The following is a 21228-nucleotide window of genomic DNA, read 5'->3' on the forward strand; positions in this document are numbered from 1 at the left end:
TCAGGAGAAGGACAAATTGGCCAGGGGCAGGCTGCGCGGGCGGGTGCCGGTCAGGGCCGCGACGGCATTGACGACGGCGGGGGGAACGCCGGGCAGGCCGGGCTCGCCCACGCCCCCCATCGGCGCACCGCTTTCGACGATGCTGACATGGACCTTCGGCATGTCGTCGCGGGTCAGGATCTGGTAGGTGTCGTAGTTCTGATCGCGGCGCAGGCCCTTCTCGTAGACGACCTGTTCGTAAAGCGTCGCCGACAGGCCCAGCGCCGCCGCCGATTCCACCTGGCGGGCGATGATCGCCGGGTTGACGATGCTGCCGGGATCGAAGGCCACCCAGATGTTATGGACCTTCACCGCGCCCTTCTGCAGCGAGACCTCGGCCATCGTCGCTGTCTCCGACCCGAAGGGCGAGGCCATCGACACGCCCCGCGCATAGGTCACGCCATCCTTGGTGTAAGGCCCGCGCTGCCAGCCGCCCGACAGCTTCTCCACCGTCTCCAGAAGCTTGAGGTGGCGGGGGGAGTCCTTGACCAAAAGCTTGCGCAGGGCGAAGGGGTCCTGCTTGCCGGCATCGGCCATCTCGTCGAAGAAGCCTTCATAGAAGAAGTCGTTCATCGAATGCCCGACCGAACGCCAGAAGGCGATGTTCACCGGATGCGGCACCTTGCCATAAGAGACGCGGCCATTGGCGATGGCATAGGGCTTGGCCACGATGCCCTCGACGGCGGAGGAATCCACCCCGGCCTTGTCCAGCCCGAAATAGCGGCCGATCGGCCCCTCGCCCACCGTCACGACATCCAGCGCCACGGGCATCCCGTCCTTGTCGAGTGCCGCGCGGAATTTCGAGGTGCTGAGCGGGCGCACCGCGTCGTTGAGGAACTCTTCTTCCCGCGACCAGACCACCTTGACCGGCTTGCCCGTGGCCTTGGCCAGAAGGATCGCCTGCGGGAAGGGATTGGCCGGGCCATAGATGAAGTGGCGGCCGAAAAACCCGCCGAGCATGGGGGAGTGGATGTTGACCTGCGCCGGTTCCAGCCCGGCGACCTTGGCCGAGACGGACTGGAAGAACTCTGGCATCTGGTTGGGCAACCAGACATCCAGCGTGCCGTCGGCATTGAAGCGCGCCGTGGCCGAGGGGGGTTCCAGCTGGCCATGGGCGAGGTAGGGCGCGTCATAGCGCGCCTCGATCACCTGGGCGGCCGTGGCGAAGGCGGCATCGACATCGCCCCTGGTTTCGGCGGGCACGGTGGGGCCAGTGTAATCGACCAGCGATTTCAGCATGGCCGCGTTGCTGTATTCCTCCGAGATCGTGTCGAGCCCGGTGGCGGCAGGCTTGGACCAGTCGACCACCGCCGCCTCTGCCGCCATGCGGGCGCGCCACCAGCTGTTGGCGCAGACCGCCACCGCATTGTCGAGCAGATGGACCGAATGGACCCCCGGCATCGCCTTGACCGCATCCTCGTTCGTGATGCTCAGGGGTTTGGTGCCGAAATACTTGCCATGCTGGACGGCGGCGAAGAGCATGCCCTCGACCGCGTGGTCGATGCTGTAGCGCGCCTTGCCGGTGGATTTGTCGCGCACGTCCAGCCGGGCCATCGGCTGGCGGATGTAGCGGAAGGTCGCGGGGTCGCGCAGCGCCACATCCTTGGCCGGTTCCAGCGCGAAGGCTTCGGTCGCAACCTCGCCATAGCCAAGGCTGGCCTTGGTCGCGGCATGGAGGATCCTGCCGTTCTCGGTGGTCAGTTCGCCTTGCGGCACCTTCATCTTGGCCGCGGCGGCACGCAGCAGCATCTCGCGCGCGGTGGCGCCGAGCTGGCGCATCACCGGATAGCTCGACCGGGTGGAGAAGCTGCCGCCGGTCAGGCGCATGCCGCCCATGACCAGGTAATCCGGCCCGGGCGGGGCGCAGACGACTTCGAAAGCCTCGGGGTCGACGTCCAGCTCTTCACCGACGGTCTGCGCCATGCCGGTGGCGATGCCCTGCCCGCCCTCGACAAAGGGGCTGAGGAGGCGGACATGGCCCTCGGGCGAAATCTCGAGGAAGGCCGGAATCCGCGTACCCGGCACCACGGCGGCCGCGGTCTCGGCCATCGCCGGGTCACGGCTGACGGGCAGCATCACCGACAGGGCCAGAGCCCCGGCGCTGACGCCCAGAAAGCGGCGGCGCGACATGTCGGTCAGTTTTTGCGGGCGGGCCAGTTCTTGCGGGTTGGCTTTTGTGGTCTGCATCGCGGCCTCCTTACAGTTCGACCTGACGGATCGCGTCAGCAATGAAATTATAGGTGCCGCAGCGGCAGAGATTGGTCATCGCGGTGGCGATGTCGTCGTCGGTGGGCTTGGGTGTCTCTTTCAGGAGCGCGGTGGCGGCCATGACCTGACCGGACTGGCAATAGCCGCATTGCGGCACCTGAAGGGCGACCCAGGCCTCGACCACCTTGGCGCCCACTTCGTCCTCCTCGATCGCCTCGATCGTGGTGATCTTGGCATCGGCGATCGAATCGACGGTCAGCTGGCAGGAGCGCACCGCCTGGCCATCGACCAGCACGGTGCAGGCGCCGCATTGCGCGATGCCGCAGCCGTATTTGGTGCCGACCATGCCCAAAGTATCGCGGAGCACGAAAAGCAGCGGGGTCTCTGCCTCGACATCGACGGAAGTCATCTTCCCGTTGATCGAAATCTCATATCCCATGGCGGAACCTTTCCGGTTGCAGACGATTTGAGCCAGTGTGCCGCCATTCCCCCCCGCAGGCACAGACATACCACCGTATATGTGGCTGGTGCTGATGGTAGGTCTTTGCATCTGATGCGGGCTGCGCGGCCTCTGCCCAGAATGGGGCGCGGTCCCGGTCAGGCGTCAAGCCCGACAGTGGCCTCGCCGCACCCGTGACGAGGGCCAAAGGGCGCCCTCGGGTCCTGCATGACCTGCGGCGCCGGGTGGAGGCCCCCCTCCCCGGCGCGGCGCAATGACTGGTCGGAGGGGCGCCGCTTGGGCACAGGGCGTCCTCGCCACGGGCCGTCCGGTCCCGGCACCCTTGATCGCCGGGACGGCAAGTCCTGCCGCCCCGGGGTTCGGCATCGCGTCAGAGGCTCAGAAGCCCTCGATGACGATCTTGCCGCGGGCCTTGCCGGTTTCGATCGTGGCATGGGCCTGTTTGAGGGTGGCGGCAGAGATCGGCGCGAGGACCTCGGTCACCGTGGTCTTGATGCGGCCCTCGTCGATCAGCCTGGCCACGGCATTCAGAAGCTTGCCCTGTTCCGCCATGTCGGGCGTGCCGAACATCGGGCGGGCGAACATCATCTCCCAATGGATCGAGACGGCCTTGCGCTTCAGCCCCATGATGTTCAGGCTTTCCGGGTCGTCAATCAGGCCGAAGCGGCCCTGCGGCGCGATCAGGCTGGCGATCTCGCCGATGTGGCGGTGGGTTTCGGTGGTCGAGAAGACGAACCCCGGGGCGCCAAGGCCCAGAGCCTCGACCTGGGCCGCAAGGGGCTTTGCATGGTCGATGACGTGATGGGCGCCAAGGCTGCGGACCCAGGCCTGCGTCTCGGGCCGCGAGGCGGTGGCGATCACGGTCAGATCGGTCATTGCGCGGATCAGCTGGATCGCGATCGAGCCGACACCGCCCGCCCCGCCGATGACCAGAACCGCAGGCGCGGCACCCGGCACCGGACGGCGGATGTCGATGCGGTCGAAGAGCATCTCCCAGGCGGTTATCGCGGTCAACGGCAGGGCCGCGGCCTCGGCATTGGACAGGCTGGCCGGCTTCTGGCCGACGATGCGGGAATCGACCAGGTGGAACTGGCTGTTGGCCCCGGGCCGGGTGATCGAGCCGGCATAATAGACCGCATCGCCGACCTTGAAGCCCTGCACCTCGGCGCCGACCTCGACCACGCGGCCGGCGACATCCCAGCCCAGGACCTTGTACTGGCCCGCCTCGGGGGCGGCATTGCGCCGGACCTTGGTATCCACCGGATTGACCGAAATGGCCTTCACCTCGACCAGAAGGTCATGGCCCGATGCCGAGGGGCGCGGCAGGTCGATGTCTTCCAGGGCTTCGGGGCGGCTGATCTCGCCCGGGGTCTTGTAACCGATCGCTTTCATCTGAACTTCTCCGTTTGGCCTGTTGCCGGGACAAGATCTGTGCTTAGATACGCATCGACGCAATACAGACAAAGATTGCACATAGTATCAAAAAGGGTACCGTAAAATGGCCAAGGCGCGCTTCTCCCGGTTCGACTGCAACCCCGGCTGTTCGGTCGAGGCGGCGGTCGGGCTGATCGACGGAAAGTGGAAGGCGATCATCCTCTGGCACCTTCTGGCCGGCACGCTGCGCTTCAACGAGATCCGGCGCGAGACGCAGGATTGCTCGCCCCGGATGCTGACCAACCAGCTGCGCGAGCTGGAGCAGGACGGGCTGATCACCCGCAAGGTCTATGCCCAGGTGCCGCCCAAGGTCGAATACAGCCTGTCCGACCTTGGCCGCACGATGGAGCCGATCCTGAGCGCCCTCAAGGCCTGGGGCGACGCCCATATCGGGCTTTACGGCAAGCCCCGCGGCCATGACCCGCGCGAGGCCGACCCGCAGGAAGATGCCGCCGTCACAGGCTGACGGCGGCGAGGGACACAGGGGAAGCAGACCTATTCGGCCGCCACGCGCGCTTGGCCAAGCAGCGCCTGCACCGCCTGATCGGTCGTCCACAAGCCATTGGCCAGCCAACGGAAATTGAGCAGCGCCGCGGCATAGGCATCGCCTTCCGGGATCTTGCTGCCCGCCGTCGCATCGCGGATCACCACGACCTCGAACCCTTGTTCGACGAAATCGCGCAGGTGGGATTCCACGCAGAAATTCGCGGCCATCCCGGCGAGGATCACCTGGTCGACCCGCTTCTTGCGCAGCTGGAAGATCGTGTCATTGGTCTGCGGCCCGGCAATCTTGTGCGGCGAACAGACGATGGTCTTGCCGTCCTGGATGATGTCCTTGAACTCGGGCATCCAGTCGGCACCCGAGCCTTCGAAGCCTTCCAGCGACAGCGGATCGCGGCGGTCGAACATCTTCAGCTTGTGCATCAGCTGCTCGCCCGGGGCGGCGAAATCCCAGTGGTCGTCGTGCCGGTAGTAGTAATGGGGCGAGATCACGACCGGAATCTCCGCCGCTTTGGCCGCAAGGAACAGCCGCAGCAGGTTGGGCACGGTGCCGATCTCTTCGATGCTTTCGCCAAAGGCGCCGTAGGCCGCCCCTTTGGGGCTGAGGAAATCGATCTGCGGATCGGTCACGACCAGCGCCGCGCGCGACAGGTCCAGCCGGAAGGTCGAGGGCGGCAGGGCGGGGTTCTCGGGGTCGGCATAGGGGGAGCGGCCGGGTTGGGATGCCATGGCAAAGGTCTCCGGATGAGGGGGCGATGGATGCCGGCGCTGCGGGCCGGCCAGAGCCAAAACTGCCATGGCCGGAAGGTCCGCCGAAACAATACCGCGGTATCGCGCGGGACCTGCCTTGTGGGGGGCGGCCCCTGCCCCCGGACGGCGAAGGCCCCCGGATCACCTCCGGGGGCCTGTAAATCGAGGCAAAAGACCGGGCAGGTCAGAGATTGCTCATCCCGCCATCGACGATCAATTCGCTGCCCACGGTAAAGCGCGACTCGTCCGAGGCGAAGTAGAGGAAGGCATCCGCCACCTCGCGCGGGTCGCCAAAGCGGCCGACCGGCAACTGGCCGAGGATCGCAGTCTGCATCCCGCTCAGCTGTTCGGCGGTCAGGCCCAGCTTGCCATAAAGCGGGGTGGCCACCGGGCCGGGGCTGACGACATTGGTGCGGATGCCGCGCCCGATCAGCTCGCCCGAGAGGGTCTTGGCCAAGGAGATCAGCGCCGCCTTGGTCGCGGCATAAAGGCTGGAATTCGGCATGCCGATATGGGCGTTGATCGAGCCGTTCAGCACGATCGAGGACGGGTTGCTCAGGATCGGCAGCAGCGCCTGGACGAGGAAGAACGGCCCTTTGACATTGATCGCGAAGGAACGGTCGAAGGCGGCCTCGTCAAAGCCCTCGACCGGGCGGAAATCGCCGATCCCGGCATTGATGACCAGAACGTCGAGATGGCCGAACTCTGCCGCGACGCGGGCGGCGATCTCGGCCTGGGTGGCGACATTGCCGGCATCGCCGAGGATGGTGATGACGCCCTCGCCCAGCTGGGCCTTGGCCTCGGCCAGGGTCTCGGCCCGGGTGCCGGTGATCGCGACGCGCGCGCCCTCGGCCAGGAAACGTTCGGCGGTGGCCAGGCCAATGCCGCTGGTGCCGCCGGTGATCAGGACCGTCTTGTTGTGAAGTCGTGCCATTTTGTGAACTCCTGTTGCGATGTGGGGCCAATCTTCTTGGCTGTCCTGAACATGGTCTTGCTCAAAACTGGCACCAATGGCACAATCCTGTTCAGAACATTCAGCTTTCCTGAATCAAGGCTTTCTCTTGGACCGGTTGCGCGCCTTCGAGGTCTTTGCCGCGGTCGTCGCCCGCGGCGGATTTGCCCGCGCGGCCAAGGATCTGGGCACCTCGCCGGCCAATGTGACGCGCTATGTCGCCGAGCTTGAGGCGCATCTGGGCACGAGGCTTCTGAACCGCAGCTCACGCCGGATTTCGCTGACCGAGGCGGGCAGCGCGCTGAGCGACCGGCTGAAACAGGTGCTGGACGACATTGCCGAGGCCGAGGCCGCCGCTTCGGCCAGCGGCATCCCGCGCGGGCGGCTCAGGATCAACGCGCCGCTCAGCTTCGGGATCACCCATCTGGCGCCGCTCTGGCCCGCCTTCATGGAACGAAACCCCGAGGTCGATCTTGACATCACCCTGTCGGACCGGGTGGTCGACCTGGTCGAGGAGGGCGTGGACCTTGCGATCCGCATCTCGCGCGGGGGGTCGCAGACCCATGTCGCGCGCAAGCTCGCCACCTCGCGCAACGTGCTTTGCGCCGCGCCCGCCTATCTGAAGCGTCACGGCACCCCGCAGCACCCGCAGGATCTGACCCGGCACCGCTGCCTGATCTACAGCCTTGGCCAGACGCCCGAGGACTGGACCCTGACCGACGCCGAGGGGCGCGCGCACCGGGTTCATCTGGCGGTACGCTCCAGCACCAACAATGGCGATACGGCGCGGGCGGTGGCGCTGGCGGGCCAGGCGATCATCTGGCAGCCGACCTTCCTGATCGGGCAGGATCTGCGCCAAGGGCGCCTCGTGCCGCTTCTGCCCGGCTACAGCCTGCCCGACATCGACATCCTCGCGGTCTATCCCAGCCGGCGGCATCTGTCGGCCAAGGTGCGGCTGATGGTCGATTTCCTCGCCGATGCCTTCAAGGGCGTGCCCCCCTGGGATGCCGCCTGACAAGGGCGCAAGGCCGCTTTGCCGCTTGTCCAGGCCCTGGATCGGCCGCACATTCGGGACAGGGTGGCCACCCCCAGGCGCCGCCCGCCAGCGATCCCGCAACGCCAACCGGAGGATCACGGATGCCGCAAATCCCCGACTTCGAGGCCTGGGCGATCTTCGCCAAGGTCGCCCAACGCGGTTCCTTCAGCCAGGCCGCGGAGGAGCTGGGCCTGGCCAAGACCACGGTGTCCAAGGTCGTCACCCGCCTGGAAGAGCGGATGCGCACCACGCTCCTCCACCGCACCACGCGGCAATTGTCGCTGACCGAAAGCGGGCGCCTCTCGCTTGAACGGGCGGCCCGCATCCTCGAAGACGGCGCCGCTGTCGAGGCGGAGATCCTCGAGGAAGCCGCCATCCCGCGCGGGCTGATCCGGCTTGCCTGTTCGATGGCCTTTGCCGCCACGCAACTGGCACCGCTGCTGCCGGGCTTCATGAAGCGCTATCCCGAGATCGAGCTGGATCTGGAGATCACCGACCGGCGGATCGACATGGTGGCCGAAAGCTTCGATCTGGTGCTGCGCGTCGGGCCGGAGCCGGATTCCTCGCTGCGCATCAGCCGGCTCTTCTCGTTCCGGGTGCCGGTCGTGGCCTCGCCCGACTTTCTGGACCGCCACGGCCGCCCGCAGCACCCAACCGATCTGGCCCGCTATCCGGCCCTGATCTTCACCCATATCGCCGGCGCCGATGTCTGGCGCTTTCACCACGCGGTCGAGGGCGAGGTGTCGGTGCGGGTCGACGGGCCGCTGCACATGAACTCGGCCGCGGCGGCGGTGCCGCCCCTCGTCGCGGGTCTGGTCCTGACCGCCCTGCCCGAGGCCTATGTGGCGCAGGAGCTCAAGGACGGGCTGCTGGAGGAGGTGCTGCCGGATTGGCCGGTCGTTCCCGCCGCCTTCCATGTCGTCACCCCGCCCGGACGGGCGCGACCGGCCCGGGTGCGGGTCTTTCTGGACTACCTACGCCAGCATTTCGCCAGCAAGAGCTGGGCCCAAGGGATCGAGACGTGAGGGCCGCTCAGGCAAGGCGCAGCCCGATCTCGAAATTGCCGCGCAGCGCGGCGGAATAGGGGCAGGCTGTCTGGGCCGCGCTCAGGACCCGCGCGGCGGTTTCGGGGTCAAGGCCGGGCAGATCGACCGCAAGACCGACATCAAGGTCAAATCCCGTCCCGTCGTCGCGGCGCGACAGGCCGACCGTGGCGGTGACATTGGCGTCGCGCGCGATGGAAACCCGCAGGCGGCGCGCAACGAAGCGGATCGCCGAGAGGAAACAGGACGCATAGGCCACAGCAAACAGCTGTTCGGGGTCGGTGCCGGGATCGCCCGTGCCGCCAAGCGCCTTCGGTCGGCGCAGCCTGACGCGCAGGGCGCCGTCCACGCTGGCCGCCGATCCGATGCGCCCGCCGATGGCGGTGGCTTCAGTCTGGTAGATCAAGGACATGGGGGCTTTCAAAGGGGGGGGGCGCCTCAGGCGGCTTTCAAGGCGGCAACCGCGCCGGGCACCGCGCGAAAGCCGATGGCAAGCCGGTTGTAGGTGTTCATCAGCCCGATCGCGATGGTCAGATCGGTCAGCGCCCTGGGCTCGAAGACCCTGGCGGCGGCCTCGTAATCGGCATCCGGCGCGCCGGTCCTTGCAACCAGCGTCAGGCTTTCGGCCCAGGCAAGCGCCGCCCGTTCGGTCGCAGAGAACAGCACCGCAGCCTCGCGCCAGACCGGCAGCAGGGCGACCTTCTCGGCCGCAACCCCACGCTTGGCGAGATCGCGGCTGTGCATGTCGATGCAATAGGCGCAGCCGTTGATCTGGCTGATGCGCAGATAGACCAGATCCACCAACCCGCCCTCGAGGCCGGATTGCAGGATATGACCATAGACCTGGCCCAGCGCCTTGATCCCGGCGGGGCTGGCGGCGGCATAGTCGATGCGGTGGGACATGGGAGTTCCTTTCCGGGGTGATTGGCGCTGCCGGACCATTCCGGCGTCTGACGCCCTGCCAGAAGCCTAGTCCGGTTCCGCCCCGCCGATTATCCGCCTTGGCGGCATCACTGAGGTGGCGCAGAGATGGATAATCGCAGCGGCGGACCAGAGATGCCGCTCGGGCGGCCCCTGCCCCGCGCAAGCACCGCCAGCGCGCAAGCACCGGCGGCCATTGCGGTTGTCGGACCGGCACTGTTACGTGGACCGGGGCCGAACTTGGTTTCGGACGATTGATATTGAACGCGGCCGGAAAGACCCCAAACTCACCCGGCAGTCAGAAACAAGTGACCAATCCGTCAACAAGGGGGAACGCATGAACTTTTCCATCACACGCAGGGCAGTCCTTGGCCTCGCCATCGCCGCAGGCCTGATGCCGGGCCTGGCCTTGGCCGACACGCTGGCAGACATCACCAAGGCCGGCGTGATCAAGGTCGGGATTTTCGAGGATTTCCCGCCCTTCGCCTCGCTCAACAGCGCGATGAAGGTCGAAGGCTATGACACAGAGGTGGCCGACAAGCTGGCCGCGGCCCTTGGCGTCAAGGCCGAGCTGGTCGCCATCACCGGGCAGAACCGCATCCCCTTCCTCACCGAAGGCAAGGTCGATCTGCTGCTCAGCATCGGCTATAGCGACGAGCGCGCCCAGGTGGTGGATTTCACCGATGCCTATGCGCCCTATTACATCGCCGTCATGGGCCCGAAGGACCTGGACGTGAAGGATGCGGCAGGCCTTTCGGGGCAGACCATCGCCGTGAACCGCGGCACGCTGGAGGATACCGAGGTGTCCAAGATCGCCCCGGCGGATGCGACGATCCAGCGCTACAGCGATTACAGCGGCGTCATCTCGGCCTTCATGTCGGGTCAGGCCACGCTGATGGTGGTGGGCAATGACGTGGGGGCCACGATCCTCGCGCAGAATCCGGCGATTGCCCCGGTCGAGAAGTTCCAGCTGCTCTCCTCGCCCTCGCAGATGGCGGTGAAGAAGGGCGAGACCGCGCTGAAGGACAAGCTGAACACGGCCCTCGCCGCGATGAAGGCCGATGGCAGCCTGAACGAGCTGGCGGTCAAATGGCTCAAGGCGCCGCTGGCTGCAGGTTTCTGACCGCCGATGGGTTATGTCTGGGACTATACGGCCATTCTGGACAACGCGGGCCTGCTCCTTGAAGGGGCAGGCCTGACCTTGGCTCTGGCGGCGATTGCGGGGGCGATCGGGATTGCGCTCAGCATCGGCGGGGCGGTCACGGCGCTTTGGGGTCCGGTCTGGGCGCGGCGGGCGGTGCTGGCCTATGTCGAGCTGATCCGCAACACGCCCTTCATCGTGCAGCTGTTCTTCATCTTCTTCGGCCTGCCGAGCCTTGGCGTGAAGATGCCGGCGCTGGCGGCGGCCTCGCTGGCCATGGTGATCAACCTGACCGCCTACGGGATCGAGATCATGCGGGCCGGCATCCAGTCCGTCCCCCCCGGCCAGCGCGAGGCGGGCTTTGCCCTCGGCATCAGCCCGGTGGTGGCCTTCGTGCTGATCATCCTGCCGCAGGCGATCACGACGGTCTATCCGGCGCTGGTCAGCCAGATCATCATCACCATGCTGGAAAGCGCCGTCGTCAGCCAGATCGCCGTCACCGACCTGACCCATGCCGCCGATTTCATCCAGTCGCGCAGCTACCGCGCCTTCGAGACCTATGGCGTCGTGGCGCTGATCTACCTTGCGATGGCCCTGGCGCTGCGCTGGGTCTTTGGCCAGATCGGCCGCCGCTATTTCACGGTGAGGCGCGCATGACCCTGTCCCTTGCCCAGATCCTCCCCTTCCTTCTGATGGCGGCGCGCTGGACGCTGCTTCTGGCCGCGATTGCATTCATTGGCGGTGGCATCGGGGCGACGCTGCTTCTGCTCTGGCGCTATGCCTCGCCGCGCTTTGGCAGAAGGTTCACCTCGGTCTATATCCAGCTTCTGCAGGGCACGCCCCTGCTGCTGCAGCTGTTCATCGTCTTCTTCGGCCTGCCAATGCTGGGCGTCGATGTGGCGCCCCTGATGGCGGCCAGCATCGCGCTGACGCTTTATGCCAGCGCCTTTCTGGCCGAGATCTGGCGCGGCTGCGTCGATGCCATCCCGCGCGGGCAATGGGATGCCAGCGCCAGCCTGGGGATGAATTACCTCGTGCAGATGCGCTATGTGATCCTGCCGCAATCCCTGAAGATCGCGATCCCGCCGACGGTGGGCTTTCTGGTCCAGCTGCTCAAAAGCACCGCCCTCGCCTCGATCGTGGGCTTTGAAGAGCTGACGCGCGCCGGGCAGATCGTCGCCAATGCCACCTTCAAACCCTTCGTGGTCTATGGGCTGGTCGCCTTGATCTACTTTGCGATGTGCTACCCGCTGACCCTCGGCTCGCGCTATCTGGAACGCCGGATGCGGAGCACGCGCTGAATGGAAACCCCGATGAACCCGGAACTATCTATGGCCCCGGCCCCCGCGCTGACCCCCGAACCCCCGATGATCGAGTTGCGCCATGTCGACAAGTGGTATGGCCCGTTTCAGGTTCTGAAAGACGTGTCGCTGACCGTGGCGAAGGGCGAGCGCGTGGTGATCTGCGGGCCCTCCGGATCCGGCAAATCCACCGCGATCCGCTGCATCAACCGGCTGGAAAGCCACCAGAAGGGCCAGATCTTCGTCGAAGGGGTCGAGCTGACCGATCAGGTCAGGAACATCGCCCATGTCCGGCGCGAGGTGGGCATGGTCTTCCAGCAGTTCAACCTCTTCCCGCATCTGACCGTCTTGCAGAACCTCACCCTCGCCCCGCGCCGCGTCCGCCATCAGGCGCGGCGGCAGACCGAGGAGCTGGCGATGCATTACCTCGCCCGGGTCCGGATTGCCGAACAGGCGCATAAATACCCCAGCGAGCTGTCGGGCGGCCAGCAGCAGCGCGTCGCCATCGCCCGCGCCCTCTGCATGGAGCCGCGCATCCTCCTGTTCGACGAACCGACCTCGGCGCTCGACCCCGAGATGATCAAGGAGGTGCTGGATGTGATGATCTCGCTGGCCGAGGATCACATGACGATGGTCTGCGTCACGCATGAGATGGGCTTTGCCCGCACCGTGGCCGACAAGGTGATCTTCATGGATCACGGCCGGGTGGTGGAGACCGCCCCCCCGGCGCAGTTCTTCTCACACCCTGAACACGAACGCACCCGGCTGTTCCTGTCGCAGGTCCTGTCGCATTAGGCCGTGACCGCCGCCCGCCCGATGGGCGCCGGCTTGCGCGCGGCATGGACCTTGCGCAACTCCTTCAGGAAGACCGAAAGCACCGGCTTGGTCGTCTCGGCCTTCCGCGTCGCAAGATAGACCGGGTTGGGATAGCCCACGGCGCTTTCCAAAAGCGGGCGCATCAGGTCCTGCGCCACCCAATGGGCGGCGACATGGGCGGGCAGGAAGCCCACGAACTGACCCGACAGGACAAAGGCCGCGACCGCCTCCATCAGGTCGGCCACCGCGGTCGAGGTGGTCTTGACGCCCGCAGGCAGGCGGTCCGGCGCGGCATAGGCGCGGCGGACGAACTGCTGGTCTTTCAGGTCCGCCACCCGGATGTCGCGGCGTTCGAAGAGGGCATGGCCCTTGCCGCAGTAGAGAACCTGCCGCTCCTCGAAGATGTCTTCATAGTCGAGATAGGGCGAATGCTGGCCGCAGGTGCCAAGGCCAAGGTCGCAGCTGCCCTCCAGCACCACGCGCTCGATCTCGGAAGGCGAGGTGACGCGCAGGGTGATCTGCACCTCGGGAGCGATCTGGTTGAAGCTGCCGATGGCGGCATGAAGCTTGCAATCGGGGTTGGCGATCAGGCTGTCGACGATGCCCACCACCAAGGACCCGGTCAGGCAGTTGCGCGCGGCCCCGGCATCGGAACGGAACTCGTCGATCGCCGAGAAAAGCCGTTGCGCCGCCTGATAGATCAGCTGCCCCCGCTCGGTCAGCTTGAAGCCCGAACGACCCCTTTCGCAAAGCCGCAGGCCAAGGCGCTGTTCCAGCGCGGTCATATGGGTGCTGATGGTGGACTGGCTGACATTGAGGTCGATCTGCGCCGCCGAAAAGCCCCCGGCATCCACCACGGCGGCAAAGACGCGAAGCAGCCGGATATCGGCTTCGGACAGATTGCTGAGCATGGGACCTCTCCTTACCGCGCCAGATTACGCCCTGCCGCCCGGTTTCGTAACCCCGATACATCGACCAAAGGCCAACCCAGCTTTCACAGGTCGATATTGTTCGGTCCCCGGGCATTTTTTAACCTTTTGCGCAAGGACAGCAGATCCAGAACCAACAGCAACGGGGAACGACATGACCAGATTCACCAGACGGCAAGCCTTGCAGACCGCAGCGGCGACGGCGGCCTTTTCGTCCATCGGCTTCATGAGCCGGGCCGCCACGACCGAACTGACCGCCGTCGAATGGGGCGGCGGCGTGGTCGATGCGATGAAGCAGATCGCGGCCAAACAGGATGCGGTGACCTTCAACTGGGTGCTGCACCAGGGCGGCTCGGGCGCGATCCTGCCCAAGATCAAGGCGACCTGGCCCACGGCCGATTACGACTATGTCGCCGGCTGGGAAGGCTCGTTCAACGGCATGCTGAAAGAGGATTGGCTGGTGCCGGTGACGGTGGAAACGGTGCCGAACCTCGCCGACATTCCCGAAAAGATCATCGTCAAGAACGCCAAGGGCGAGTGGATGGCCGTGCCGCGCGCCGTGGGCGGGATCTATTTCGCCTACCGCTCCGACATCAGCCCGATCGAGATCAAGAGCATCGACGACCTGCTGAACCCGGCGCTGAAGGGCAAGCTCTGCTGGCCGGGCCCGACGCAAAGCATGCTTTTGCAGCTGGTGGCGCTGGCCTTGCACGGCGGCGGTGACGAGAACAACCTCGAACCGGGCTGGGAGTTCATGAAGAAGCTCGCCGCCTCGGGCAATATCGGCCGGGTCGCGGTCACAGACACCGACTTCACCACCTCGCTCACCAGCGGCGAGACGGTCGGGGGCTTCTACTCCGAACCGCAGCTGACCGAGGTCGCCAAGGCCTTCCCGCTGGTGCGCCTGACCAAGACCGAGGGCATGCCGGTGTTCCTGTATCAAAGCGGTTTTGCGGTCTTCAAGAACCGCCCGAACCTGCAGGCGACGCTCGATTTCATCAACTTCGCGATCAGCCCCGAGATGAGCGAGCTTTACGCCAATGTCGCAGGCGAGGCGCCCCTGAACGTCAAGGCCAAGACCCCGGACGCCCTCAAGCACCTGGCCTTCACGCCGGAAGAGTTCGACAAATACGTCTATGTGCCTGACTTCAATGTGGTTCTGACCAATCAGGACGCCTGGGCCAAGCGCTGGGAAGACGAGATCGCCCCGCTCTTGTAAGCGCTGCGGCTGTCGAAAAGGGAGACAGGACGATGACCACAAGACGACCCTTCGTCCTGTTCCTGCCGGGCGGCGCCTTGTTTCTGGCGCTGTTCGTGCTGCCGATGGCGGGGCTTCTGATCCAGAGCCTGCGCTACTATGAACCCGGCAGCATCGGCTCGGCCGCCGATGCGCCCTTCACGCTGGCCAATTATGGCGAGCTCTTCAAGACCTCCTTCGTGGCCTTCTTCCTGCAGACGCTGCGGATCAGCCTTCTCGCCTCGGCCGCGGGGGTGTTCTTCGCCTTCCCCTTGGCCTACTGGATCGCCCGCCGCCTGTCGCCACGGGGGCGGATGCTGGCCATCGGCTTCTTCGTCGCGCTGATGTTCCTCAGCGTCCTCGTGCGCACCTATGCGCTGGAGCTGACCTTCGGGGCCACCGGACCTTTCGGGCCGTTGCTGCGCAACCTGGGCATCGCCACCAACGGGCGGCCCTATATCGAGACCTTGGTCGGCATGGGCCTCCTGCATTATGTGATTCCGATGTCGGTGCTGACCCTGCTCGCCACGATCCAGAACGTCGACCCGCGCCTGACCGATGCGGCGCAGGTTCTGGGCGCACCCAGCTGGAAGGCGCATCTGACGGTGACCCTGCCCCTCTGCATGCGCGGGATTCTGGCGGCCTTCCTCTTCGGCTTTACCTTCTCGATCAGCGCCTTCGTCATCCCGATGATCCTGGGCAAGGGGCGCGTCCTCTTCATATCGAACCTGATCTACACCCGCTTCAGCGAGATCGCGAATTACCCCAGCGGGGCGGCAATTTCGGTCGTGCTCTTCGTGCTGGCGATGGGGATCGTCTACGCCATGACCGCGCTGATCAACAGAAGGTGGCCGCAATGAGCAAGCATCTCGCCGATGACCTGATCCGGCTCGCCTGCAAGGTGATGAACTGTCTGGTGGTGCTGTTCCTGCTGGCGCCCATCCTCGTCACCGCCCTGATGGCCTTTGACGCGCGGGCCTTCCTTGGCCCGCTGCCGCCGCCGGCCCTGTCGCTGCGCTGGTTCACGGCCTTCTTTTCGGACAGCTATTTCCTGACCGGGCTTGCGACCAGCCTGAAACTGGCGCTTTGCGCCACGGTGATCTCGCTGCTGATCGGCCTTGTGACCGCCTATGCGCTGGACCGGGCACAGTTCGGCGGCAAGGACCAGCTGGTGGCCTTCTTCCTGTCGCCCTTGGTCGTGCCCCCGGTGGTGATCGGCTTTGCGCTTTTGTTGTTCCTCAGCCAGATCGGGCTGATCAACGGCTTTGCCCGGCTTCTCTGCGGCCATGTCATCATCACCGTGCCCTATACGATCCGCGCCACGCTCGCCTCGATGCAGCAGATCGACCGCAGCTATACCGAGGCGGCGCTGGTCCTTGGCGCGACCGAGCGGCGGGCCTTCTGGGGCGTCACCCTGCCCCTCGCCCGCGCCGGCATCCTGTCGGGGGCGATCTTCGCCTTTGCCGTGTCGATGGATGATGTCGCCGTGTCGATCATGCTGACCGATGCGCATACCTATACCCTGCCGATTGCCCTGATCAGCTCGATGCGGGCGAATTTCGACCTGACCATCGCCGCCGCCTCGCTGATGCTGATGGGGCTGACCGTGGTGCTGATCCTGGCGCTGGAGAAGGTCGTCGGCCTCAACCGTGCCATCGGCGAAGGCGCCTTCCGTTGAAAGGACCCACATGCCAACCGTGATCAAATTCGAGAATGTCCGCAAAAGCTTTGGCGCCATGGCTGCCGTCGATGGCATCAGCTTTTCGGCCGAGGCGGGGGAAACGGTGGCCCTCCTTGGCCCCTCGGGCTGCGGCAAGACCACAACGCTGCGCCTGATCGCGGGCTTCGAGGAGCCCGATGCCGGCGTGATCGAGATCGGCGCGGAATCGGTGATCGGCAAGCGCCCTTATGAACGCAACGTGGGCCTTCTGTTCCAGCATTACGCCCTCTTCCCGCATATGAGCGTCGGCGAGAACATCGCTTACGGCCTGAAGCAACGCGCCTTCCCCAAGGCCGAGATCGCCCCCCGCGTGGCCGAGATGCTGCGCCTTGTGCAGCTGGAGGGTGTGGCCGACCGCCGCCCCCGCCAGTTGAGCGGCGGCCAGCAGCAACGGATCGCCCTCGCCCGGGTTCTGGCCACGAGGCCGAAACTGGTGCTGCTGGACGAACCCCTCTCCGCACTCGACGCCAAGCTGCGCGAGGAACTTGGCGCCGAGTTGAAAGAGATCCTGACCGCGGTCGGCTCGACCACCCTCGTCGTCACCCACGATCAGGACGAGGCGATGAGCCTTGCCGACCGCATCATCGTGATGAACCGCGGCAGGATCGACCAGCAGGGCGCGCCGGCGGAGATCTATTCCCGCCCGGCCAACCGCTTCGTCGCGGGCTTCATGGGGCGCAGCAACTGGCTGGAGGGCACTTTGAAGCTTGGCAAGGGCAGTTTCGCCACCGTGCTGACCCAGGGCGCGGTCCTGTCGGCCACGGCGCAGGGTCTGGGCGATGACACGCCGGTCAGCCTTGGCATAAGGCCCGAGCGCATCACCATGGCCGAGGTCGCCGACAAGACCCCGGCGATGGGCGCCAACCAGTTCGATGCCGAGGTCCTGCAGGCCCGCTACATGGGCGCCGAGATCCATTATCAGCTGGGCAGCGCGCTTGGCCCCCTGATGGTGGTCGAACCCAGCACCCGCAGCGCGCCTTTCGTTCGGGGCGCCCGCGTCAAGATCAGCTTTTGTGCCGAGGATTGCCTCGTCTTTGCCTCAGGCACCGGAACCGGAGGATAAGATGACCCATTTCAACCAACCGCTTGGCGGCAACCAGATGCCGCGCTTTGGCGGCCAGGCCACCATGATGCGCCTGCCGAGCCAGCCGACGGCTGCCGGCCTCGATGTCTGCTTCGTCGGCATCCCGCTCGACATCGGCACCTCGAACCGCCCCGGCACCCGGTTCGGCCCGCGCGAGATCCGGGCGGAATCCTGCATGATCCGGCCCTACAACATGGCAACCCGTGCCGCGCCGTTTGAATCGCTGCAGGTGGCCGATATCGGCGATGTGGCGATCAACACCTTCAACCTGCTGGATTCGGTCCGCATCATCGAAGCGGCCTATGACGAGATCCTGTCGCATGGTGCCAAACCCCTGACGCTCGGCGGCGATCACACCATTCCCCTGCCGATCCTGCGCGCGATGCACAAGGTTCACGGGCCGGTCGGCGTGATCCATGTCGATGCCCATGCCGATGTGAACGACCACATGTTCGGCGAGCGCATCGCCCATGGCACCCCCTTCCGCCGCGCCATCGAGGAAGGTCTGATCGACCCCAAACGCATGGCGCAGATCGGGTTGCGCGCCACGGGCTATGCCGCCGACGATTTCGACTGGGCGGCCGACCTTGGCGTCCGCGTGGTCCCGGCGGAGCAGTGCTGGTACAAGTCCCTCACCCCGCTGATGGCGGAAATCCGGGCCCAGATGGGCGACGGGCCGGTCTATCTGACCTTCGACATCGACGCTTTGGACCCCGCCTTCGCCCCCGGCACCGGCACGCCGGAAATCGGCGGCCTGACCACCATCCAGGGCATCGAGATCATCCGCGGCTGCCGCGGCCTCAACCTCATCGGCGCCGATTGCGTCGAGGTCTCGCCGCCCTATGACACCACCGGCAACACGGCGATCACGGCGGCCAACCTGATGTACGAGATGCTCTGCGTCTTGCCCGGCGTGCAGTACCGGACATGAATACCTGCGGAGAGGTTCTGGTCGAGATCCTGGAAAGCTACGGCATCGACACGGTTTTCGGCATCCCCGGCGTCCATACGGTCGAGTTGTACCGCGGCCTGCCCAACACCAAGATCCGCCACATCACCCCGCGCCACGAACAGGGCGCGGGCTTCATGGCCGATGGCTATGCAAGGGCCAGCGGGAAGCCTGCGGCCTGTTTCATCATCTCTGGCCCCGGCATGACCAATATCCTGACCGCGATGGGCCAGGCCTATGCGGATTCGGTGCCGATGCTGGTGATTTCCAGCGTGAACAACAGCCATGAGCTGGGCCTGGGCGAGGGCCGCCTGCACGAATTGCCCGATCAGCGCGGCCTCGTGCGCGGCGTGTCGGTCTTCAGCCATTCGGTCCTGCGCGCGGCGGAACTGCCGACGGTTCTGGCGCGGGCCTTCGCGGTCTTCGATTCCGCCCGCCCCGGCCCGGTCCATATCGAGCTGCCGCTGGACGTGATCACCGCCCCCGCCGATGGCCTGACCCGCCACGCCATTCGTCCGCGCGCCCTGCCCGGGCCCGATCCGAAGGGCATCGCGGAGGCTGCCGCCCTGCTGCGGCAGGCGAAATCGCCCTTTGTGGTCCTGGGCGGCGGCACCTCGCAAGCGGCCCCGCTTGCCCAGGCCCTGGTCGAACGTCTGGGCGCGCCCACCGCCGTGACGATCAACGCCAAGGGGGTGCTGCCGCCGCATCACCCGCTCTGCCTTGGCGCGACGCTGCCGCAGCCGCCGGTTCTGGCCGCGCTGCAATCCGCCGATGTGGTCCTGGCCATCGGCACCGAATTGTCCGAGACCGATACCCTCCTCTTCGAGCGGAGCCTCGACATCAAGGGCCGGGTGATCCGCATCGACATCGAGGCGCAGCAGCTGGTCCGCAATGTGCTGCCCGAGGTCGGGATCTGTTCGGATGCCGGGCTGGCGATGGCGGCGCTTCATGCGGCACTCGAAGGCTTTGCCCCCGATCAGACCAAGACCCGCGCGCGGGTAGCCGCGATGCGGCAGGAGCTGGCGCAGATCCTGCGCGCCGATTACCAGCTGCATCACCGCTTTCTGGACGCGGTGGCCGCGGCCCTGCCCGATGTGATCATCGTCGGCGACAGCACCCAGCCGGTCTATGGCGGCAACCTCGCCTATGAACCTGCAGGGCCGCGCAGCTATTTCAACTCCTCCACCGGTTACGGCACTCTCGGCTACGGCCTGCCCGCGGCGCTTGGCGCGAAGCTCGGCCAGCCGGACCGCCCCGTGGTGGCGCTGATCGGTGACGGAGGGCTGCAATTCACCATCGCCGAGCTGGCCACGGCGGTCGAACTGCGCCTCGCCGTGCCGATCCTCGTCTGGAACAACCAGGGCTATGGCGAGATCAAAAGCTACATGGCCGACCGCAAGATCCCGCAGATCGGCGTCGATATCTACACGCCGGATTTCCAGACCATCGCCCGCGGCTTCGGCTGCCAGGCGGTCAAGCCCGACAGCTTTGCCGCCCTGCACACCGCCCTGCAGACCGCAGCTGTTGCCGCAGGGCCCACGGTGATCGAGATCGACGATCCGGCCATCGCCAGCTGGGCCTGACCCGCGGCTTTCCCAGGCCGCTGCCTAGGCGGCAAAGGCCTGGGTCTGCAGCCAGATCAGATGCTCCTCGCGCACCCAGTCGAGGAAGACCCGCACCTTCTTGTAGCGCAGATGGTCGGGCGGGCAGACGATCCACTGGGTCGTCAGCTTGATCGTCGGTGTGTCCCTGACCGGGCAGACCAGACGGCCATCGTGCAATTCGCGCCACATCATCAGATTGCTTTCCAAGGCAATCCCCATCCGGTCACAGGCGGCGTCGATCGCCATATGGCTGCGGTCGAACTTCACGCAGCGCCAGCGGTCGGTCAGCACCACGCCCGCATCGGCAAGCCAGCGCGACCATTGCGCCTGCGACTTGACCGACTGGATCAGCCGGTAATTCAGCACATCGCGCGGCGAGAGGCTGTCCTTTCCGGCATAATCCGGCGAGGCGACCGGGAAGAAGGTCTCCTCCCCCAGACCCTCGACGAAAAGCCCGGGCCAGCGGCCATCGCCATGGCGGATCTCGATATCGACCAGCTCGCGTTTGAAATCGGTGGGCTCGTTGGTGCCGTCGAGGCGGATCTCCAGCTCGGGATGGGCGTCCAGAAAGCTGCTGAGCCGCGGCAGAAGCCATTTGTTGGACAAGGTCGGCGTGGCCCGGATGTTCAGCGTGGTCACGTCACGGTGGCCACGGATGATGTTGGTCGCCTCGGCGATGCGTTCGATGTCATCCGAGATCATCGCGAAATAGCGCTCGCCCGCCTCGGTCAGCACGATGCCGCGGCCCATCTTGCTCATCAACGACACGCCAAGTTGCACCTCAAGCGCCTGAATCTGCTGGCTTACGGCAGAGGAGGTCACGCTCAGCTCCTCGGCGGCCTTGCTGATGCTGCCGACACGGGCGGCGGCATGAAACACACATATGGCTTTGATCGGCAACTGCACCCAAACCCTCCCCCGCACCGGATTCCCTGCCCGATCATACAGCGCGCAATGCCCGGCGCCATCGCTTAGAATTTCTAACTGGAAGGGAAGGCAATCTAATTTGTGCCTAAACAATCATCTGCATAGGCTTGCGGGGGACACATTGGCGCATGTGCCTGGACCTTTGCGAACATCACCGCGGACGGCGGGGGAAACCC

Annotated in this window: 22 protein-coding genes; 13 read left to right on the top strand and 9 right to left on the bottom strand. The window is 65.8% G+C overall.

Translation table 11 applies throughout. From position 1 onward, the window contains the following. From AC1DZT_RS04235 to AC1DZT_RS04245, 3 genes are all read right to left on the bottom strand, one after another. Entirely contained in the window at positions 1 to 2226 is a 2226-nt protein-coding gene (locus tag AC1DZT_RS04235; protein WP_478005352.1) for a xanthine dehydrogenase family protein molybdopterin-binding subunit, read from the bottom strand. 10 nt (positions 2227 to 2236) lie between these two features. Next, positions 2237 to 2686, bottom strand: a complete 450-nt coding sequence (locus tag AC1DZT_RS04240; protein WP_478005353.1) for a (2Fe-2S)-binding protein — start codon at positions 2684 to 2686, stop codon at positions 2237 to 2239. Between the two features lie 399 nt (positions 2687 to 3085). Then, positions 3086 to 4099, bottom strand: coding sequence for a zinc-binding alcohol dehydrogenase family protein (locus AC1DZT_RS04245; RefSeq protein ID WP_478005354.1), 1014 nt, complete (start codon positions 4097 to 4099; stop codon positions 3086 to 3088). Between the two features lie 106 nt (positions 4100 to 4205). Between AC1DZT_RS04245 and AC1DZT_RS04250 the strand changes: the two genes are divergently transcribed. Beyond that, a complete protein-coding gene (locus AC1DZT_RS04250) occupies positions 4206 to 4607 on the top strand; it encodes a winged helix-turn-helix transcriptional regulator (protein ID WP_478005355.1) in 402 nt (133 codons plus the stop codon). Positions 4608 to 4636: 29 nt separating this feature from the next. Here the strand turns inward: AC1DZT_RS04250 and AC1DZT_RS04255 are convergent, their stop codons facing one another. Then, positions 4637 to 5371: a cysteine hydrolase family protein gene (locus tag AC1DZT_RS04255; protein ID WP_478005356.1), complete on the bottom strand. Its 735-nt coding sequence runs from the start codon at positions 5369 to 5371 to the stop codon at positions 4637 to 4639. Between the two features lie 205 nt (positions 5372 to 5576). Continuing rightward, on the bottom strand, positions 5577 to 6326 hold the full coding sequence (locus AC1DZT_RS04260; protein ID WP_478005357.1) for an SDR family oxidoreductase: 750 nt from the start codon (positions 6324 to 6326) through the stop codon (positions 5577 to 5579). Positions 6327 to 6453: 127 nt separating this feature from the next. Here AC1DZT_RS04260 and AC1DZT_RS04265 point away from each other — a divergent pair, with 127 nt between their 5' ends. After that, positions 6454 to 7359 carry a LysR family transcriptional regulator gene (locus AC1DZT_RS04265; RefSeq protein WP_478005358.1) on the top strand — a complete coding sequence of 302 codons (906 nt, stop codon included), beginning with the start codon at positions 6454 to 6456 and terminating at the stop codon, positions 7357 to 7359. A gap of 122 nt (positions 7360 to 7481) precedes the next feature. After that, positions 7482 to 8405: a LysR family transcriptional regulator gene (locus tag AC1DZT_RS04270; protein ID WP_478005359.1), complete on the top strand. Its 924-nt coding sequence runs from the start codon at positions 7482 to 7484 to the stop codon at positions 8403 to 8405. Positions 8406 to 8412: 7 nt separating this feature from the next. Here AC1DZT_RS04270 and AC1DZT_RS04275 read toward each other — a convergent pair whose 3' ends face one another. Both AC1DZT_RS04275 and AC1DZT_RS04280 read right to left on the bottom strand, forming a co-directional pair. Next, positions 8413 to 8835 (bottom strand): Ohr family peroxiredoxin, encoded by a 423-nt coding sequence (locus AC1DZT_RS04275; protein ID WP_478005360.1) that lies wholly within the window; start codon positions 8833 to 8835, stop codon positions 8413 to 8415. 26 nt (positions 8836 to 8861) lie between these two features. Further along, positions 8862 to 9326: a carboxymuconolactone decarboxylase family protein gene (locus AC1DZT_RS04280; protein WP_478005361.1), complete on the bottom strand. Its 465-nt coding sequence runs from the start codon at positions 9324 to 9326 to the stop codon at positions 8862 to 8864. 355 nt (positions 9327 to 9681) lie between these two features. On the opposite strand from AC1DZT_RS04280, the gene AC1DZT_RS04285 reads away from it, so the two are divergent. The 4 genes from AC1DZT_RS04285 to AC1DZT_RS04300 are packed head-to-tail and all read left to right on the top strand — an operon-like array spanning position 9682 to position 12581. After that, the gene (locus AC1DZT_RS04285) at positions 9682 to 10467 is read left to right on the top strand and encodes a transporter substrate-binding domain-containing protein (protein ID WP_478005362.1); all 786 of its coding nucleotides are present in this window, start codon (positions 9682 to 9684) and stop codon (positions 10465 to 10467) included. Between the two features lie 6 nt (positions 10468 to 10473). Further along, a complete protein-coding gene (locus AC1DZT_RS04290; RefSeq protein WP_478005363.1) occupies positions 10474 to 11142 on the top strand; it encodes an amino acid ABC transporter permease in 669 nt (222 codons plus the stop codon). Next, positions 11139 to 11786: an amino acid ABC transporter permease gene (locus AC1DZT_RS04295; RefSeq protein WP_478005364.1), complete on the top strand. Its 648-nt coding sequence runs from the start codon at positions 11139 to 11141 to the stop codon at positions 11784 to 11786. Before AC1DZT_RS04290 ends, AC1DZT_RS04295 begins: the two co-directional genes overlap by 4 nt. Before the next feature lie 30 nt (positions 11787 to 11816). After that, positions 11817 to 12581: an amino acid ABC transporter ATP-binding protein gene (locus AC1DZT_RS04300; RefSeq protein WP_478005365.1), complete on the top strand. Its 765-nt coding sequence runs from the start codon at positions 11817 to 11819 to the stop codon at positions 12579 to 12581. On the opposite strand, the gene AC1DZT_RS04305 is transcribed toward AC1DZT_RS04300, so the two are convergent. Then, positions 12578 to 13513, bottom strand: coding sequence for a LysR family transcriptional regulator (locus tag AC1DZT_RS04305; protein WP_478005366.1), 936 nt, complete (start codon positions 13511 to 13513; stop codon positions 12578 to 12580). The genes AC1DZT_RS04300 and AC1DZT_RS04305 overlap by 4 nt on opposite strands. A 172-nt stretch (positions 13514 to 13685) precedes the next feature. Here AC1DZT_RS04305 and AC1DZT_RS04310 point away from each other — a divergent pair, with 172 nt between their 5' ends. Genes AC1DZT_RS04310 through AC1DZT_RS04335 form a run of 6 tightly spaced genes read left to right on the top strand, consistent with a single transcriptional unit; the run spans position 13686 to position 20104 of the window. After that, on the top strand, positions 13686 to 14750 hold the full coding sequence (locus AC1DZT_RS04310) for an ABC transporter substrate-binding protein (protein WP_478005367.1): 1065 nt from the start codon (positions 13686 to 13688) through the stop codon (positions 14748 to 14750). 32 nt (positions 14751 to 14782) lie between these two features. Next, positions 14783 to 15628: an ABC transporter permease gene (locus AC1DZT_RS04315; RefSeq protein ID WP_478005368.1), complete on the top strand. Its 846-nt coding sequence runs from the start codon at positions 14783 to 14785 to the stop codon at positions 15626 to 15628. Further along, the gene (locus AC1DZT_RS04320; RefSeq protein WP_478005369.1) at positions 15625 to 16446 is read left to right on the top strand and encodes an ABC transporter permease; all 822 of its coding nucleotides are present in this window, start codon (positions 15625 to 15627) and stop codon (positions 16444 to 16446) included. Before AC1DZT_RS04315 ends, AC1DZT_RS04320 begins: the two co-directional genes overlap by 4 nt. Before the next feature lie 10 nt (positions 16447 to 16456). Beyond that, a complete protein-coding gene (locus AC1DZT_RS04325) occupies positions 16457 to 17551 on the top strand; it encodes an ABC transporter ATP-binding protein (RefSeq protein ID WP_478005370.1) in 1095 nt (364 codons plus the stop codon). A gap of 1 nt (position 17552) precedes the next feature. Then, entirely contained in the window at positions 17553 to 18503 is a 951-nt protein-coding gene (gene speB / locus AC1DZT_RS04330; protein ID WP_478005371.1) for an agmatinase, read from the top strand. Next, entirely contained in the window at positions 18500 to 20104 is a 1605-nt protein-coding gene (locus AC1DZT_RS04335; protein ID WP_478005372.1) for a 5-guanidino-2-oxopentanoate decarboxylase, read from the top strand. Before speB ends, AC1DZT_RS04335 begins: the two co-directional genes overlap by 4 nt. Positions 20105 to 20128: 24 nt before the next feature. Here the strand turns inward: AC1DZT_RS04335 and AC1DZT_RS04340 are convergent, their stop codons facing one another. Further along, a complete protein-coding gene (locus AC1DZT_RS04340; RefSeq protein ID WP_478005373.1) occupies positions 20129 to 21031 on the bottom strand; it encodes a LysR substrate-binding domain-containing protein in 903 nt (300 codons plus the stop codon). Positions 21032 to 21228: the final 197 nt, after the last annotated feature.

The organism is Rhodobacter sp. P1_C2 (genome assembly GCF_056406375.1).

Excerpts from the sequence above, each read along its gene's own strand:
- AC1DZT_RS04235 (WP_478005352.1), bottom strand. The coding sequence starts at position 2,226 with ATGCAGACCACAAAAGCCAACCCGCAAGAACTGGCCCGCCCGCAAAAA.
- AC1DZT_RS04240 (WP_478005353.1), bottom strand. The coding sequence starts at position 2,686 with ATGGGATATGAGATTTCGATCAACGGGAAGATGACTTCCGTCGATGTC.
- AC1DZT_RS04245 (WP_478005354.1), bottom strand. The coding sequence starts at position 4,099 with ATGAAAGCGATCGGTTACAAGACCCCGGGCGAGATCAGCCGCCCCGAA.
- AC1DZT_RS04250 (WP_478005355.1), top strand. The coding sequence starts at position 4,206 with ATGGCCAAGGCGCGCTTCTCCCGGTTCGACTGCAACCCCGGCTGTTCG.
- AC1DZT_RS04255 (WP_478005356.1), bottom strand. The coding sequence starts at position 5,371 with ATGGCATCCCAACCCGGCCGCTCCCCCTATGCCGACCCCGAGAACCCC.
- AC1DZT_RS04260 (WP_478005357.1), bottom strand. The coding sequence starts at position 6,326 with ATGGCACGACTTCACAACAAGACGGTCCTGATCACCGGCGGCACCAGC.
- AC1DZT_RS04270 (WP_478005359.1), top strand. The coding sequence starts at position 7,482 with ATGCCGCAAATCCCCGACTTCGAGGCCTGGGCGATCTTCGCCAAGGTC.
- AC1DZT_RS04275 (WP_478005360.1), bottom strand. The coding sequence starts at position 8,835 with ATGTCCTTGATCTACCAGACTGAAGCCACCGCCATCGGCGGGCGCATC.
- AC1DZT_RS04280 (WP_478005361.1), bottom strand. The coding sequence starts at position 9,326 with ATGTCCCACCGCATCGACTATGCCGCCGCCAGCCCCGCCGGGATCAAG.
- AC1DZT_RS04285 (WP_478005362.1), top strand. The coding sequence starts at position 9,682 with ATGAACTTTTCCATCACACGCAGGGCAGTCCTTGGCCTCGCCATCGCC.
- AC1DZT_RS04290 (WP_478005363.1), top strand. The coding sequence starts at position 10,474 with ATGGGTTATGTCTGGGACTATACGGCCATTCTGGACAACGCGGGCCTG.
- AC1DZT_RS04295 (WP_478005364.1), top strand. The coding sequence starts at position 11,139 with ATGACCCTGTCCCTTGCCCAGATCCTCCCCTTCCTTCTGATGGCGGCG.
- AC1DZT_RS04300 (WP_478005365.1), top strand. The coding sequence starts at position 11,817 with ATGGCCCCGGCCCCCGCGCTGACCCCCGAACCCCCGATGATCGAGTTG.
- AC1DZT_RS04305 (WP_478005366.1), bottom strand. The coding sequence starts at position 13,513 with ATGCTCAGCAATCTGTCCGAAGCCGATATCCGGCTGCTTCGCGTCTTT.
- AC1DZT_RS04310 (WP_478005367.1), top strand. The coding sequence starts at position 13,686 with ATGACCAGATTCACCAGACGGCAAGCCTTGCAGACCGCAGCGGCGACG.
- AC1DZT_RS04315 (WP_478005368.1), top strand. The coding sequence starts at position 14,783 with ATGACCACAAGACGACCCTTCGTCCTGTTCCTGCCGGGCGGCGCCTTG.
- AC1DZT_RS04320 (WP_478005369.1), top strand. The coding sequence starts at position 15,625 with ATGAGCAAGCATCTCGCCGATGACCTGATCCGGCTCGCCTGCAAGGTG.
- AC1DZT_RS04325 (WP_478005370.1), top strand. The coding sequence starts at position 16,457 with ATGCCAACCGTGATCAAATTCGAGAATGTCCGCAAAAGCTTTGGCGCC.
- speB (WP_478005371.1), top strand. The coding sequence starts at position 17,553 with ATGACCCATTTCAACCAACCGCTTGGCGGCAACCAGATGCCGCGCTTT.
- AC1DZT_RS04335 (WP_478005372.1), top strand. The coding sequence starts at position 18,500 with ATGAATACCTGCGGAGAGGTTCTGGTCGAGATCCTGGAAAGCTACGGC.